Annotated in this window: 13 protein-coding genes; all 13 read right to left on the reverse strand. The window is 62.7% G+C overall.

Annotated elements, in window-relative coordinates; genetic code table 11:
• Window position 1 precedes the first annotated feature (1 nt).
• From NKJ01_RS08765 to tssB, 13 genes are read right to left on the reverse strand one after another with little or no spacing between them, the layout of a single operon-like run.
• Window positions 2–823 (reverse strand): DUF4150 domain-containing protein, encoded by an 822-nt coding sequence (locus NKJ01_RS08765; RefSeq protein ID WP_352727479.1) that lies wholly within the window; start codon window positions 821–823, stop codon window positions 2–4.
• Window positions 820–1,368: a type VI secretion system-associated protein TagF gene (gene tagF, locus NKJ01_RS08770; RefSeq protein ID WP_352600952.1), complete on the reverse strand. Its 549-nt coding sequence runs from the start codon at window positions 1,366–1,368 to the stop codon at window positions 820–822. Before tagF ends, NKJ01_RS08765 begins: the two co-directional genes overlap by 4 nt.
• Window positions 1,350–4,886 (reverse strand): type VI secretion system membrane subunit TssM, encoded by a 3,537-nt coding sequence (tssM, locus tag NKJ01_RS08775; RefSeq protein WP_352727480.1) that lies wholly within the window; start codon window positions 4,884–4,886, stop codon window positions 1,350–1,352. The genes tagF and tssM overlap by 19 nt, the downstream gene beginning before the upstream one ends.
• A gap of 1 nt (window position 4,887) precedes the next feature.
• Window positions 4,888–6,210, reverse strand: a complete 1,323-nt coding sequence (gene icmH / locus NKJ01_RS08780) for a type IVB secretion system protein IcmH/DotU (RefSeq protein ID WP_352727481.1) — start codon at window positions 6,208–6,210, stop codon at window positions 4,888–4,890.
• A 4-nt stretch (window positions 6,211–6,214) separates the two neighbouring features.
• Window positions 6,215–7,549, reverse strand: coding sequence for a type VI secretion system baseplate subunit TssK (tssK, locus tag NKJ01_RS08785; protein ID WP_023758853.1), 1,335 nt, complete (start codon window positions 7,547–7,549; stop codon window positions 6,215–6,217).
• A gap of 39 nt (window positions 7,550–7,588) precedes the next feature.
• Window positions 7,589–8,041, reverse strand: a complete 453-nt coding sequence (gene tssJ, locus NKJ01_RS08790; RefSeq protein WP_023758852.1) for a type VI secretion system lipoprotein TssJ — start codon at window positions 8,039–8,041, stop codon at window positions 7,589–7,591.
• Window positions 8,042–8,044: 3 nt separating this feature from the next.
• Window positions 8,045–9,517 carry a type VI secretion system-associated FHA domain protein TagH gene (tagH, locus tag NKJ01_RS08795; protein ID WP_352727482.1) on the reverse strand — a complete coding sequence of 491 codons (1,473 nt, stop codon included), beginning with the start codon at window positions 9,515–9,517 and terminating at the stop codon, window positions 8,045–8,047.
• Window positions 9,514–10,581 (reverse strand): type VI secretion system baseplate subunit TssG, encoded by a 1,068-nt coding sequence (gene tssG, locus NKJ01_RS08800; protein WP_352727483.1) that lies wholly within the window; start codon window positions 10,579–10,581, stop codon window positions 9,514–9,516. Before tssG ends, tagH begins: the two co-directional genes overlap by 4 nt.
• Window positions 10,545–12,419 (reverse strand): type VI secretion system baseplate subunit TssF, encoded by a 1,875-nt coding sequence (gene tssF / locus NKJ01_RS08805; RefSeq protein WP_352727484.1) that lies wholly within the window; start codon window positions 12,417–12,419, stop codon window positions 10,545–10,547. Before tssF ends, tssG begins: the two co-directional genes overlap by 37 nt.
• Window position 12,420: 1 nt before the next feature.
• Entirely contained in the window at window positions 12,421–13,176 is a 756-nt protein-coding gene (gene tssE, locus NKJ01_RS08810; RefSeq protein WP_352727514.1) for a type VI secretion system baseplate subunit TssE, read from the reverse strand.
• Complete coding sequence (locus tag NKJ01_RS08815) at window positions 13,163–13,624, reverse strand: Hcp family type VI secretion system effector (RefSeq protein WP_023758847.1); 462 nt, start codon at window positions 13,622–13,624, stop codon at window positions 13,163–13,165. The genes tssE and NKJ01_RS08815 overlap by 14 nt, the downstream gene beginning before the upstream one ends.
• Before the next feature lie 46 nt (window positions 13,625–13,670).
• On the reverse strand, window positions 13,671–15,176 hold the full coding sequence (gene tssC, locus NKJ01_RS08820; RefSeq protein ID WP_023758846.1) for a type VI secretion system contractile sheath large subunit: 1,506 nt from the start codon (window positions 15,174–15,176) through the stop codon (window positions 13,671–13,673).
• A 3-nt stretch (window positions 15,177–15,179) separates the two neighbouring features.
• Window positions 15,180–15,719, reverse strand: coding sequence for a type VI secretion system contractile sheath small subunit (gene tssB, locus NKJ01_RS08825; protein WP_023758845.1), 540 nt, complete (start codon window positions 15,717–15,719; stop codon window positions 15,180–15,182).
• Window positions 15,720–15,725: the final 6 nt, after the last annotated feature.

Genomic DNA, 15,725 nt, shown 5'->3' on the forward strand with positions numbered 1-15,725 from the left:
GCTATATTCCAAGCTTCGTGAGCAGTGCCGTCGTATCCGCCGTGCTGACGCTGCCGCCTTGAGTGTTTGAGCACGCAGCGCATTGCGGCTGAACGGACTTGTTGTCTTTTTTCCATTTCTCAAAAATCGCCGGGTTGCGGCAGCCGCCCAGTTCCTTCCAAACGACGGACTGCGGGGGCTGATGGTCAGCTACCCAACGTTTGCCACGGTTATAGCGGCGACCGCTGCTCTTGAAGAAGCCGGTATTGATCGATTTCTGGCACGACCAACAGGCCGCGCGTCCGCGTACATGCGCCCGCTGCTTCTTCGTGGTCTTCGTTTCGGGAGGATCTTCTTTGCCCGGCGGGCATCCCTTGCCCGCGTCGGCTAGCATCGTGGCAAATTCCGGCCGCTGCAGGTTCTCGATGACTTTGACATAAGTGCAGATAATGTTGGGCGGAGTCGACATGCAGTTCTGGATGGCAAGGTCGCTGTGGCGCCCCACACCCTTCCCCTCGACCTTCACCGTGAAAGACCAAAGCGTGCACGATGCCTTACCCTTCGTCTTGTGTGTCACGACGCCTCCGCCTTGCGTGCCGGCCTCGTTGCCCGAGCTGGTCGATACCTCGGAAATGTTTTCCAGCGCGGTCGGATTGCCGTCAACCTTGACGCTCTTGCTTCCCTTGGTCAGATCGCTAGCCGACATGTTGTTCACATAGGGTACGGGCACCGGCCCCGTTGGCGGTGGCGGCGGAGACAGACAAACGTCAATCGGGGCGGTCCCGGTGCCCCCGCTACCTTTGTGGAAGAAACCGTTGCCTTCTGCAAAGACCGTGCAGCTCATTGCTCCGACACCTCTGTCACGGCTCTTGCGGCTCTCATCGCTGGCAAGCCATTCGCGGCAAGATCATGGATGTCGACAAAGCTGAATTCGTAGATCTCCCAGTCGTCGCACCAGAAGGCGAGCACCTGCGCATCGCCTTGTGATGCTGGCGGCGCAAGCGCGGCAAGCTTTTCGCTCATTCTTGCAATCGTCCAGGAATCCTCGACAGCGCCCTTGATGAAACCCACGATCGCATCGAACCACGGATCGCCGGGGTCGGGCGGCGGACCCAGCCGCACGACCGCGAACGGATAGCGGCGGCCGACGCGATCCTCGCTCATGCGCCAGGCGCCGGCACAGGCCTGGTCGCCGAAAATTCCGGCCTGGACGATGAAGCGCCAGGCTCGCGGATCGAGTTCACCCCCATCGGGCCGCGCCAGCAATTCCATCGACATCCAGCGGTCCCAGCGCTCAATGAATGTCCGCGGTAGGTTCGCGACGACGAAATCTCCGGTCGCCGGGATTTTGCCGTAAAAGCCAGGCAGGATCATATCTGCGGTGGACATGAGAATTTCTTGAACATTTGCAGGTTGTAGGGGTTTTCGACGCTTGCCGCCTTGAGCTCGAAATCGGCCCACATTCCCTTCGTGCCCAGGCGTAGGCTGTAGACATCAGTCAGCGAAGTGCCTGCGAAACGGCCGCTACGCAGCATTCTCAGCCAGGCCCAGCTGCCGGTCTCGTTGAGGAGGATTTCGGGCGATCCGTCGATCGGCTGGAAGGCGAGTGAGATGACCCCGGTTCCGTCTTTGCCGGGCCATGTCATTGGTTGCGGCCGTGTTGCGTTGTTGTAGTAGACCAGGCTCTGGCCATCGAGATTGAGCGTGACGCGCGTGACGTTGGGAGAAAGGTCCTTCGGTTCGAGCGTGAAGCTCATCACCGGTCCGGTCCCACCGGGAAACAGATCGTCGCGGATGTGCCTGGCCTGCTCGAACGCCGCCAGCGCCGAAGCATCGAGGCCGAAATCGGCGCGCCATTTCCATGGTTGGCTGGTCATGTCGACATAATTGATCAGGTGGTCGTTGATGAAACCGTCGATCAGCCCGGCCGGTCCGAACAGCCTGGCGAAATCCCGCACATTGACGTCCACTGCGCTGTCGGCGCTGAAGGGATAGCGGTCGTTCAGCGCAGCCTGGCAGAAAGGCAGTATGTCCGCCCGCCAGATGGCGTTTAGCTCCGAAGTGACCGCCTTCTGGGTCAAGTTGCTGGTGTCACCGGCAATTCCGCCGAGCCAGCTGTTGATAGGGTCGGGCAGGATCTGCGCTTGCCTGGCGACCGCACCCGTCAATTCTGCAAGGCCGCCCTGCTTCTTGATGGCGTCCTGCGGATTGGGGTTCGCAGTGACCGTCTGCAGAACATTCGACAGCGCGGTCAGCGCGACAACGGCGGCATCGAGTGCCGGCGGCTGGCCGTCGACTTCGGCGATAGTGCTCTTGAGCGGCTTGAAATGTTCGGCCACCAGATTGCCGGTCAGGTCGACCTCGCTTGCCGACCCGGCGCGGGGAAGCAGTTTCGCACCGTTTGTCGCCAGTTTTCCGAGCTTGCCAAGCTTGCCGAGCAGTTTGGAAGCACCCTTGGCTGCCGTCTTGTCGTCGGCCGGCGCCTCATCGGAGCGTGTCAACTCGGTCTCCTGAACGACCGCGGTCAGCAGCCGCTTAAGGGCTGAATCGGCACTTGAGAGATCCTTCAGATTTTCACTGGCGACATTGAGATCGGCCAACGGCGCCAGCCTCATGTCGCGCAGGTAGCTGTCCCATTGCGCGATATAGTCGTCGTAATAGAGCTTCAGGATATCCTCCGACAGCGCCGAAACCGAGGTTTCAGAATTTTCCGAGCAGCCGCCGGCGAAAACCGCGCGATCGAGCGCCGCCTGAGCGGCGACATCGTCGATGCGGTCGAGAATGACGTCGTGGAAGCCGGCATAAGTGAAGGCTCCGGAAATGCCGACGCGAAGTGTCTTGGCGGAACGCCGCGCAAACACTTTGCCGCCATTGGGGCCGGCAAAATTCGCCGGTATCCATTCCTTGAGCTCCGCCACTGCCGGATCCGCCAGCAACTGCTTGTAGGCACGCGCCGGCAATGAAATCGTGCACACCGTTTTCAGCGCTTCGGCAACCAGGGCCTGGTCGGGCGCGACATAGCTCTCGTCGACCGTCATCCGGCGGATGGCGGCAAGCTGATGCGCTTCGGCATCGGCGGTCGGAAATGGTGCCGCGGCCGCGAATTCGGGCAAGCTGTTCACCCACCAGTTCTGGGCGAAATCAGGATCCATCTGCGACAGACCCGTCATCATGCGATAGGTCTTGAGAGCGCCGAGCATGAAATCCGGATCGCGGATCTGCCGCCACATGGTGGCCTCGAGCAGGGCGACCATGCGTGGCTCGAGAACATTGCGCAGGGCATGGTCATACGTGTCGGTCTGTGCCCGCACCATTTCTGCCGAGGCCGATGGCCCCAGAAGGTCCTGGGCGGCGCCGGGCGGGGCTGTTCGGGCATTCGCGACTGCGTCCATCGCATTGAGCGCAGTGTCCATGGCCGGCTGCTCCACCGATGCCTGCGTTGCGGCAGCCGAGGTCAGCGGCATCTGCAGCGCTTCGAACTGGCCTGCCTGGGCAGAGATCGCATTGCGGTTGTCGTAATAGGACCAGGTGAACACCGCACTGGCCAAGAGCCCCGCTGCCGCACATCCAGCCGCCGCACCCCGCCAGATCCAGGCGCGGCGCCGTTGCGCCAATGGATCGAATGTACCGAGGCCCGCTTCCTTGAAAATGACCTCGGTGAGCAGGTTCTTCAGAAAGAAGCTGCGTTTCTCGACCCTTGACGCGGGCAGGGCCCGCCGTGGCGGAAGGCCGAAGGAAGAAGACAGCGCCGCGGTCAGCCGGTCGATCGGCGCCCCTTCCTGCGTTGCCGACGTCAGATAGAGCCCGCGCAGCCAGGCAGCCTCTTCATACCGGCTTTCACCGAACATCGCCTCGATCAGCACCTGGATCGGTTCGGACAGACTCGCGAGTTGAGCCGGGAACCGGAAAATCTCCGCACGGGCGGCGAGTTTCTCCTCATCCTCCAGGCGTGGCACAAGCCGCCGCTCGAGTTTCGTCGCCAGCGTCGAAATCTCCCGTTCGACTGTCTTGGCGTCCACGCGCGCATCCAGCGGGAAAGTCGTTCCCCATACCTGCTCGCGCGCGGCGGTGGACAGACCGCCGAAGAACGGTTCGAAACCCTTGATCAGATCGGCCTTGGTCAGCATCAGATAGACTGGAAGGCGGATTTCGAGGCGGTCGTTGAGCTCAGTCAACCGGCGGCGGATCTTGCGGCCGTGTGCCTTGATGGCTTCATCGCCCTCCGAAAGCACGTCGATCGAAAGCGCGACGATCACGCCGTTAAGCGCGCGGCGGCCCCGGTGCTTCTTCAAAAGGTCGAGGAAGCCCAGCCATTCCGCCGCGTCGACGTCGGGCTGGCTCTCCTGCTGGACATAGCGGCCGGCGGTGTCGATCAGAACCGCGTGTTCGGAAAAGAACCAGTCGCAGTTGCGCGTGCCGCCGACACCTTGAAGGTCGTCGGTGAGGTCGATCGGAAAATTCAGCCCTGACTGCCGCAAGGCCGTGGTCTTGCCGGTGGCCGGCGGCCCGACGATCACATACCACGGCATTTCGCGCAGAAACTTTCGTCCGCCCAGCTTGCGGCGCTTCAGCTCGGCCATCACCTCGGCGAATTTGGCACCGACGGCCGCAACATTCTCTTCGCCGGGGCTGAGCGGCTTTTCCACCACTGGCGCGGCAATCTCGGCGACGAACATGCGGTTGGCGCGGATCGCCCGGCGCTGGGCGACGATCAGCCAGATCAGCCAGAAGATGACCAGCAGCGCGATGATGACGATGCGCACGTTATCAGAGGCGAATGGTTCGTAGGGACCGACCCTGACGATCGGACCGAACACCCAGATGACCAGGGAAAGCAGAGTGAGGCCGATCAGCGTCCACAGCCAGCGCGATGTCAGGACCGCCCAGAGGAAGCGCAGGATGAACATCTCACAACCTCTTTTCGACGAGCACCTCGACGCGACGGTTCAAGGCCCGCCCCTCGCGCGTGCTGTCGGTGGCGACTGGATCGGTTGCCGCGCGGCCCTCGGAATGGACGCGGTCCCGTGGCACTCCGTTCTGGACCAGCATATCGGCAATCGTCTGGGCGCGAGCCTCGGACAGTCGCTGGTTGGTCGACAGCGGATTGGTCTTTTGCAGCGGAACGCTGTCTGTGTGACCGACCACGGTGATGTTTCCGATAAGCTCCTGATTGGCGAGGATCACCTTGGCAAGTGACCCGATCAGCGGTTCGAAGCCTTCGGTCAGTTGTGGCCTCGACGACTGGAACAGTTCGGGGTTGGAGCCCTGGATGATCAGCTTGGCCAGCGAAACGCTCTCGGTGCCGCTGAGGGCGGATCTGAGGTCGGCCGGCGCCCCGGCCTGAAATTCCGGCAAGAGCGCAAAATCCACTTTCTCCGGAGGTGGGGCGTCCACCTTTGGCGACGTGCGGCTGATGTCGCCGCGTGCAGGCGGGGGCAAGGCGCGCACAAGCGCGGACAACTCGACCGCCTGGCTGCTCAGTCCCATCGAGAGCCCGACATGGATTGCCGTGGCGACAACCGCCGCGCCGAGCGCCATGACCCAGATCGGAACAATGAAGCGCTGCGGCTCGTCGGATGCGATCACGCCTTTCCAGTTTGGCGACAGTGGAGCGCCTTCGGCGTCGGCATCGCGCAGGAAGCGTGCCGCCGCCACGCGAACGGCATTGAGCGAGCGGTCGCCTGACCGGCCTGGCACACGGTATTTGCCGCGGAAGCCGAGCGCCATGCAGTCATACTGCAGCTCCAGCAATTCGCGATCGCGGTTGGGATGGCGCTCAAGTTCGTCGAGACGCGTGAAGAACTGCGTGCCGGCGTCGACATCGCCGCGCAGCATGACCACAAGCGGCTGCCGCGGCCAAGCGCTGGCACCGCCCCATGGCGTGTTCAGAGCCAGGTCGTCGAGCAAAGCAGCCACCACCCAGGCTGCCTGGTCCGCCCGCTCCATTGAGGACCCCCCCGACATTACCGTGTCGCGGGCCCGAACCAGCTCTTCGAGCAATCGTGTACGCAATGCTTCCGGGTTGTCCGGCGCCAGCGCGCTTTCAAGCTCGGGAGCGAATTCGAGCAAGGGCGCGAATGCGTTGACGAGTGCGTTCGGATGGGTGCGGGACCGTTTCACCACCGCGCCGGGCAAGAGTGGCGCCATCGGCCGCGGCATCGGCGCGCCGGTCAATCGAATGCGAGTGCGTTCGCGATCCTCCGACAGTCCGAAAGGATCATCGCGGCTCATGATCTCACCTGTTCACCGAGTAACAGTCCACCTGCGGCTCGCTTGGCAACACGCCCGAAACGCCGATGACGAAGCCGGGGGCATCGAGCAGCGACGCCCAGTGCTCACTTTTCTGGTCCAGCTCGAGACATAACCGATCGCCATCGTAAGGAATCTCGCGCGGCTGGGAATGGAGTGGTTTCAGCGGAATGCCGGGTAAACGCGATTTCCACAGACCCTCGAACTGGTCGGCCGAGCCGACGGTCGCCTGATTGACGAATATCTTGCGCAGCGCGTCCTCCGACAGCTCCGAACCAACCCGGATGACGATCCGGCTGGCCACCAGCAGTTTCGGGTTGTCGATGCGGATTTTCCAGACATTGGTCGAGTGCCGCATGACCGGCAGCGCACGCGATTTCGGCTCGATGTAACGCAGGCTGAGGATGAGCGAGCGCAGCGCATCCGCCAGCGCCGAATAGGCGGGGCCGGGCGCCATATGATCGTAGGCGGGCAACTCGCCCAGCCGCCGCGCGCTCGATCCGTAGGTCGCCATCGAACCGGCGAGCCCGGCAAGCTCCAGGTAAAGCTCGGCTGGATGGAAGACATCCTGCGCCAGCATGTGGGCCAGCCGCGGACGCGCCGCATTGGCGAGATTGAGCATCAGCAGATCTTCGACGCTGCGCCCGGGCCCACCCATGACCATCTTGCCATGCGCCTCGGCGATCTGGTCTAGGCCGGTGACAACTTCCAGCAGCAATTGTCGGTACCAGGCGACCGCGCCGGTAACCAATGTTGGTGGCAGGAAGGTCTCGTCCAGGGAGACGCCACCGTCAGCTCGAACCCCCTTGAGGTCGGCTATCGGCAAGGCTGTATAGCCACCGACCGACTTGCCGGGCGCCAGCAGCAGCGCTTGCGGACGGGCGATTTCGATTTCTTCAGGATCTGATCCGCCCTGGACGGCGTCACGCACCGAAACGATCCGTCCATGATATCGCGCTCCCGAGGCGGCGGCGTGCGCCGGATCGAAGCCGACACCGCCCGGAGGCTCCAGCGGCAAGGCGATCAGTACCGGTCCGGCGCCCGTGTCCGGGGTGACCGGCAGCGGTCGCGGCGCGTCCATCATGTCTGGAATGGAAAAAGGCGTCCCATCCGGAAAGATGCCCCGTGCGGACAGAATCGAAATCTGGCCGGCCTCCAGCGATGCCTGGTCAAGCGTCAGCTGTTGAAAGCCGAACGTATGCAATTGCCCGGCCTGCAATGCGCCGCGCACCGTCGCCTCGAAAAAGCGATCCTGCTGCTGGAAATGCTGGGTCCGCAGGAAAAGCCCTTCGGACCATAGCACCCTGTTTGCATCGCTCATGCCGCTACTCTCTGCATTGAGCTCCCCTTGCCCTGGCCGCTAGGCGGAAATGCCGCCGCTGCCAAGCGTGACATTGATCGTGAATTTTGATCCAGGCGATACCGACTTGGTTGTCCGCCAGTTCCTGCCGCCAGGCTCGCGGATCAGTGCAACGAAGCCCAGCGCCGTCGCGTCCGGCTCGACAGTGATGGTTTTGGACGCGGATTTTCCCGGCCCAACGGAAATCTGATCGGATCCGATGAGATCGCCTGCCAGCGCCGTGCCAGCATCCCCCTGCAGCGCGAAATAGTCGGCGGAATTGAATTTGCCGGTGCTTTTCAGCCGCATCACGAGAACCGTCACCGGCCGGTCGCCGCCACCTGGCCCCGGGTTCATGCCGGCGCCGCCGGTCATGTTGACAGTGATCACCGATGGTTTTGGCGGACCACTCTGGCAGGCCGCAAGCAGCCCTGTCGCGCCCAGGGCAACGACAAATTCCCGTCGATCGATCATCTCTCACTCCTCCTCATATGCATCTCGAAAATCAGCGCCGATTTCACCAAGGAAGCTTTTTTCCGCGCTCTCAGCGATTTCGCGATGGCGTTTCTGGTAAAGCTCCCACAGCTTGGCGCTCCGCCCACCCGAGAGCAGGGTGCCGATCGCGGAATTCGACTTCAGCTCTTCCTCGATCGCTGCCGGGTCAAAACGGTCGATCATCCGCCGCAAGGCGGCCTGTATGCCTCGCCAGGCGCGCACGTGATGTTGCGCAAGATCGCGAACCGCATCGGCGATTGCCGCTTCGCCGGCGAGAAATCCGGGGCTGCGCTCAGCGATGAGCGTCACGATAGCGTCGTCGACCGTCGGCAGGAACTTGAGCGGATTGACTTCGGAGGGCCCGACCATGGTCTGGGCGACGCGCGCGTTTCCCTTTTCCTCAGCCCGCTTGCGCAGAAGCTGCATCAGGCCTTCCATCATCAGCCGGTATTCGCGACCAAACTTCTCCATTTCCGCGATGCTGTCGCGTCCGGGAAACTCGGCTTCCTCGACACCCATGCCGTGCAGGAACGCGGCGCGAAGCGCCATCTCCTCCGGCTGCGCCGCTGCTGGCGGGCGGGCGGCTTTGGGAGCAGCGCCCACACGTGGTGGAGGAGGGGCATCCGCCGGCTGCACCGGCAAATCCCAGGGATTGGCGGATTGGGATGGATTGGCGATGCGCTCGCGCTGTCCGGTCGAACTGGCGCCGTTCGCCGAACTGGGCGCCGCGGCTGGTCCGAAACCAAAATCATCATTGAAATGGGACGGCTTTCCAGGAGTGGCTTCGGCTCCGCGGCTGGGGGACGGCACCGGGTCGAGGCTGAATGGGTCCGCCTGGCTCGTCGCGCCGCCCGGTTCGCGATAAGGGGCGGGATTTTTCGACACGGGCGTTGAAACCGGATCGAGGCTGAACGGGTCATCGAAACCGGGCGAGTTGCGCTGGTCGGAGTTGGCACGTTCGAATGCGCCCGGAACCGGCTGCTCGAACGGGTTCGGCAGATCGGCCGGACGTGGCCGTCGCGGCTCTTCCTCGACCTTGGCGGAAAAGAAGTCATCGCGGCCGATGCTCACCGGCGCCCGGGACGCCGGCGGCGCGCGTTCAGGAACCGGCTGGCCGGCTGCGGGTGCTTGAGTGGCTGGCGTTTGCAGGTCGACATGGACGATGTAGTCGCCAAGTCTCAGCCGCATGCCGCTTTGAAGGCGCGTCGACTTACCGGCACCAAGCGGGCTGTCGGAGTCGTTTATGAACAATCCGCTGCTCGACGTGTCGGTGACAAAATATCCATCTCGCCCGCCAGAGATCTTGCAATGCGCTCGCGAAACGAACATGTCGGGATCGTTGATCTGCCAGCCCGCGTCCGCGCTGCGGCCGATCACCAGCTCGCCCTCGTCCAGCCGGGTCTGCCGTACCGCCTGGGTGCGTGGCCCTTGTTCCAGCGTCAGCAGCAGACTCATGCCGCGACCCCCGCCATTTCCGGCCGCCATCCGACGATTGTCCGCAGCCGCATCTCGTCAGCATCGCCCCTTTCAGCGGGTCGCGCAAGCCAGGCGGTCCGCCCGAGCTGAACTGATCCGACACGGGGCGGCGGCACGGCTTCACGCGCAAGCACGAGGCGCAGGTCGACGTCGAGCGATTCCCCGACCATGTCGCGAACCGCCTGCTTGAACAGTTTGAGCCGCTGGCCGCCAGGCAGGAACGCCTTGAACTCCTCGTACCCCACCGGGCCGACACGCAGTTCAATCCTGCTCTGGCGGCTGAAAACGCGCGGGCCGATCGTCGCCCCCTTGCCGAGCCCTGCAAAGGCCATTGCAAGACGGGTCTGGAGGCCGATTGGTACTGTTACCCAGGCGGCGATGAATTCCTTGATCTGTACCGGCACCTTGAACGCTTCCGCCAGGAACAGCGTCAGCCGTTCCGGGCCGTCGACCTGATTGGCGAGCGAAGCCGCCTGGCGAAGTTTCACCGTATCGAGATCGGGGTCCTGGGTGCCGGGAAGTCCGATCCCGGCCATGGCTTCAAGCATGGCGCGAATGCGCCCGCCGACCGCGCGTTCGACCTGTACGGCCGGATGCGCATCCGCCCACGCCCGATAGTAGAGGGCGATCATACGGTGCTGCAGAATGTTGACGAAGTCCACGAACGTTGTGTCGCTGGTCAGCTGCGCATCGGCGCCGGCGAACCAGCGTTGCGACAGGCGGTCGAGCACCCAGCGCGTCAGATGCAGCGGCATTGGACCCTCGGGTCCCAACAGACCGAGATTTGCCACCGTGACCCGGGCCGGCGCCCTGTCGCTGGCTTCGCGGAACTGAACCAGATCCCGTGCGGAAAAGGCGAGGCGAACATGCTGGCCAAGCCGTGCCGGCTCACGGTCAGGGCGGCCGGAATGGCCGAACAGACCGCTCCGTTGTTCGAGACGGCGCAGCAGTTCGAAAAAGTCGAACGTCTCGGATAAAACTTCGGCCCGGTTCGGGTCGGGCTTGTCTAGATCAGGTAGCGATTGCCGGGCGTCATCGGCCATAGCACATCCTCCTGCTTCTGCAGCAGCCGCGTGCGGGTTCGCACGAAGCCGTTTATCCCGGCGTGACGGGCAAACAGCCGCGCCAGCAAGGCCGAAAGCAGCAAGGTGCTTTGGCCGGCCAGGACCGATTGATCAACATGCAACGTCACTTCGGTACCGCGTCCGAAGCACATCGGCCCATCGATTTGCAGACGTTCGATGACCGGCTGCGAGTCGATACGCACGATCGAATGCACATTGCGGGCAAGACTCGGATCGCCGCGATCGGCATAGAGGTCGAGCAGCGCATGCAGGGGGTCGATGCCGCGGCCTTCCTTGGCAAGACTGAGAAAGTTGAGCGCGAGCTGCGCCACCAGCCGCCAGGCGAGATCGTCGGCCCGCGATTCACCGTCGGCCCCAGCCGGCAGTGCCGCAGGGATAGCTGGCTGCGGCGGACGCAGCGCGCCAAGAAGCCTTACAGTTTCGACCGGGTCGCCGGCCTCTAGCGTCAAGGTCGGATTGTCATCGAGGATCGGCAGATCACGATTGGTGCAAAGGGCCATGACGTCGAGACGCTTCAGCGGCCGGGTCGTCGGGCTTGCGAGCGGCCGGGATATGGCCAGGAAAACGTCATCCCCGGTGTAGGACGTGCGGGTCAGGCCATCGCGGCGCTCCTCTTCCGTCGCGCGGCGAGGGCGCCGTTCCGTCGAATAGACCCAGCCACTACCGCGGTTCTGACCCAGGCTGAAGAGTTCGGGGATTTCGGCGTCATTGCCTTCCGTGTCGGCGTCCTCGACGCGGATGACCCGATAGATTTCGAAGTCACGCGCCCGCGTCCGGTCCGCATGCAACACCTGCCGCGTCTTGCGCGCATCGACTTCGACGACGTTGCACTCGCGTTCGAACAGATTGATGATCGGCGTCGCGAAAAGTTCGAAGTCCGCCGGCGTCAGATCGGCCAACTCAGGCACCACGCGTCTGAACAGGAAGATGATCTCAAGCCCGGCCGCGCATTTGCGCACGACGGGCTGCAGCCCCGAAAGCCGCGCATAGTGAAAGCGTTCGGGCATCATGAAGTATTCGCGCAGCAGGCGGTACCCTTCGAATGTCGGGCGCGTGCGCGGCATCAAGGCTTCGTCGTCGCTGATGCCGACCATTGCGGGTACCGGCAAGGCCGACAACGGGTTGGTCTTGCCTTCGGGTCGTGCGCCGGCAGCCGTGCAGGCGCCGAAGATCGCGTCGAACAGCAGCGGCGCCTTGGTGCGCCCCGCAAAATAGAGGTCGAGTCGGTCGAGCGCCAGTTCGTCGAGCTTGCCTTTTCCGGTCCGGGCCAGCGTGATGCGGAGCGCCGCCTCGCCGCCGACGCCGCCGATCGGCCCTATGCCGGCCATCGCCATCGCACTGCGATCCTGAAAATAGCTGACCGAAGTGATCCCTATCGGCCACAGGGTCATTTCTTGCGCGGTAGAGAAAGTGCAGCGTGTCGACAGGCCGGACTGCAGGCTGGAAACCAGCCGCGTGTTGCGCTTGACGACGTGGCCGGCGAGCATGGTCTGGACCTGCTGGCCGGGTTTCAGCACCACCATCGCCGTCGCCGGCGCCGGCGTGACCAGATCGGGATAGAGAACATCGAGCACGCTGCGGGAAAATCGCGAGCGCTCGGCGTCGATCTTCAGCCGGGTGCGCGCGGCGAGGAAGGCGACGCCGTCCAGCAGCCGCTCGACATATGGGTCCGGACACGGGACCGTGTCGAGGGAAAGGTTGCGCGCCACTGCTGGATGCATGTCGGCGAATTCCGCTGCGAGGCCACGGATATGGGTCAGTTCCTCCTCGTAATATTCGACGAAGACTCGATCCATCTCAGGCGTCCCTAATTTCGGTCCGCGCCAAGCCGTTATCGAGATTGATCGTGGTGCGCAGGCGCATGCGTTCGGGCGTCGGCGTCATGATCAGCACGGCGTCTATCTCGATCTTCAGGCCAACGGTTTTGTCGCCGAGCGTGACCGTAACCTTTGTTGCGTTTTCCTTCAGGCGAGGCTCGAAGGTGGCGAGCACCGTGCGGATCTCACGCGCCAGCACGTCGCGATCGAAATCGCGGGACGAGCGGCCCGAGAAGGAAGGTACGCCATAATTGACCACGCTTCGGCGGACCTCCGGAAAATCGGCGAGCGAAGGTGGATTGTCCGAAACCTGTTCATTTTCCAGATCGGAAAGAAGCGGCGTGGCCTCGAAGCGCTCCGTGTTGAAGAGCGCCTCGATGTCACGTCGTACCGCTTCCCTGAGCACTCGGGCCGATACCACCACGCCACGGCTTTCGATCTCGACGCGGTGCTGGGTCTGAAAGGCCAGGCGATGCAGACGGCGTTTCTGATCCGGTGTCAGTTCCGTATCGGCGTCGATGGCCCGCGTGCTGCCGGCAACGAGTGTGTCGAGGCGGTCCGCGCCAAGCTCGTCGAGCAGGACATGGCGCAGCCCCTCTATTTCCGAGGTCAGACCCGGCAGGTCATTGACGAGGCGATCCCAAAGCGATGGCTGGACGGCTTCGCTTTTCGCCCGCAAGCTACCGGTGGTCTGCCGCTTGCCCGCGCCGGGCTGCCGAACCTCACTTGCCGACATAGACATCCATTTCGGCTTCATCGTTGCCGTCATAGACGAACTTGATCTTCTTGTAGGCGAAGCTGACTTCTTCCTGGATCAGGTCTTCCTCATCCTCGGCCTGCGACATGTCGTATTCCATGACGAAGGCGTCATTCAGTGTGATGACCAGATAATCCTTACTTTCGCCATCGATGGTCCGCCGCGCCGAAAACACCACTTCATCAAGGGCCTTGTTGTCGAACAACGCCTTTTTCAGATAGGGCGAGGATTTGTCGTAGTGTTTGGTGAACTTGATCATGCCCATGTTCACGCGGCCACGGCGTGAGATCGAATTCGGATCATAGGGGGCCACCATCTTGTAGTCGACGCCATGAATTTCGATCTCATCTTCGTGCCCGTCGCGGGTGCTGGGGCCTTTGATATCGGGAACCTTCAGAAAGCCGTCAATCTTTGTAGTCGTGGGCATTGTGTTTCTCCACCGCGTTCAAAAACCAGGATGTTGTTGCTGCAAATCAAGTCTTAACGGACGGTAGTTCCGACACCAGTCGGAGCGAGGCGTTGATGCCCTCCAACTGGTAATGCGGGCGCAAATAGAAGCGGGCATTGTAGTAGCCCGGCCGCCCCTCCACGCTGTCCACCTGAACCTCGGCGGCGGCAAGCGGGCGCTTGGCGCGCGCCTTGTCGTCGGCAAAGGCCGGGTTGGCCAGCACGTATCGGTTGATCCACTCGGTCAACCAGATCTGCATGTCGGAACGCTCCTTGAACGAGCCGACCTTGTCGCGCGCGATGGCCTTGAGGTAGTGCGCAAAGCGCGAGACCGGGAACAGGTAGGGCAGGTTGGCGCTCAGCCGCTCGTTGGACTGCGCATCGGGATCGACCAGCCGCCCCGCTCGCGTCTCGTCGTCCTGCAGCGAGTGGGCCCCGATGAAGGCCGCGAGATCGGTATTCTTCCGGTGCAGGATGGGCATCAGGCCAAGCTTGGCCAGTTCCGCCTCGCGCCGGTCGTCGATGGCGACTTCCGTCGGACATTTCATCGCGATCGAGCCATCATCGGTCGGGAAGCTGTGCACCGGCAGATTGAGCACCGTGCCGCCATTCTCGACGCCGCGGATCTGCGTGCCCCAGCCAAACAGCTTGTGGCTGCGGTTGATGTTGACGCCCATCGGGAAGGCGGCGTTCATCCAGACATATTTGTTGTGGTCGCCCTGCACCTCTTCCTCGAAGGTGAAGCCCTTCACCGGAACGGTATCGGTGCCGTAGGGCAGCCGCGCCAGGACGCGGGGCATGGTCAGGCCGATGTAGCGAGCGTCCTCACTCTCGCGCAACGACTGCCACGAGGCATAGGCCGGGTTGGAGACGATCTGCTGCAGATCTTGCGGGTTCGGCAATTCCTGCCAGCTGTCCATGCGGAACAGGCGCGGCGAGGCCGCCGCGATGAACGGCGTGTGCGCCGAAGCGCAGATGCCCGAGATGTTGCGCAGCAGGCCGACGTCGCGCGGGTGGTTGGAAAACTCATAGGCGCCAATCACGCAGCCGATCGGCTCGCCGCCCAGCATCGAATACTCGTCTGTATAGACTTTCTTGAAGATCGGGCTCTGATCCCACATCTGGCCTTCATAGTCTTCAAGCGTATCGGCCAGCTGTTCCTTGGAAATGTTCATCACCCGGATCTTCAGCTTCTGATCCGTCTCGGTGTTGTTGACAAGATACCAGAGGCCACGCCATGTGCCTTCCATTTCACGCACTTCCGGCGCGTGCAGGATCTCGTTGACCTGGGTCGTCAGCATCTTGTCGATGCCGGCGATCAGCGATTTGATCGACTTGATCGCATTGGACGATATGGTCGTGGTGTCGGAACGGGACTGCGCCGCGAGCGCGAGATTGCGCACGAGTTGCTGCAGCTTCTCGCTGTCGTCCTTCTTGACCTTGAAATCCTTCTCGAGGAGTCCGCTGAATTCTCCAAGGTCTATGGCCTCGGCCTCGGCGGCGACTGCGGCGGTCTTTTGCTGTTCGGCCATGATTTATTCCCCAACCTTGTCGTCATCCGACAGTGCCTGGTTGGCGATCTTGCCAAGCAGCGGTTCGTTGTTCAGAAGCTGCGCGATGCGTTTTTCGGCATCGACGCGGCCGTCCATGAAGCCGAGCAATTCCTCGAGCTGACGACGCATCTTGAGGATCTCGGCCAGTTGCGGAACTTGCTCGGCGATCTTGTCCGGGGCGAAATCACCCATCTTGCTGAAGGTGAGATCGAGCGCCAGTTCTTCGTCGCGCTCCTGGCCTTCGGCCTGTGGCAGGGTATTCTTCACCCGGGCTTTGACGCGGGGCCCGAGCGCCTCCATGAATTTTGGGAAGCGGTTTGCGTCGGTCTCGACAAAGGAGCGGTCCAGCACCGACTTTGACGCTTCCTTGGTTTGCGAAGCACCGGCAAGGTCGGCCATCACGCCCATGACAAACGGCAGTTCGATCGTCGTCGGGCTGCCGTAGGTTTCCACATCGTAGGCGATCTGCACTCGCGGCGCACGGTTTCGTTCGATGACCTTCGCTTTGCTTTCGGCTGGCATGTGTTG

Source organism: Mesorhizobium sp. M0276, from assembly GCF_040321755.1.
Lineage (GTDB): Bacteria > Pseudomonadota > Alphaproteobacteria > Rhizobiales > Rhizobiaceae > Mesorhizobium.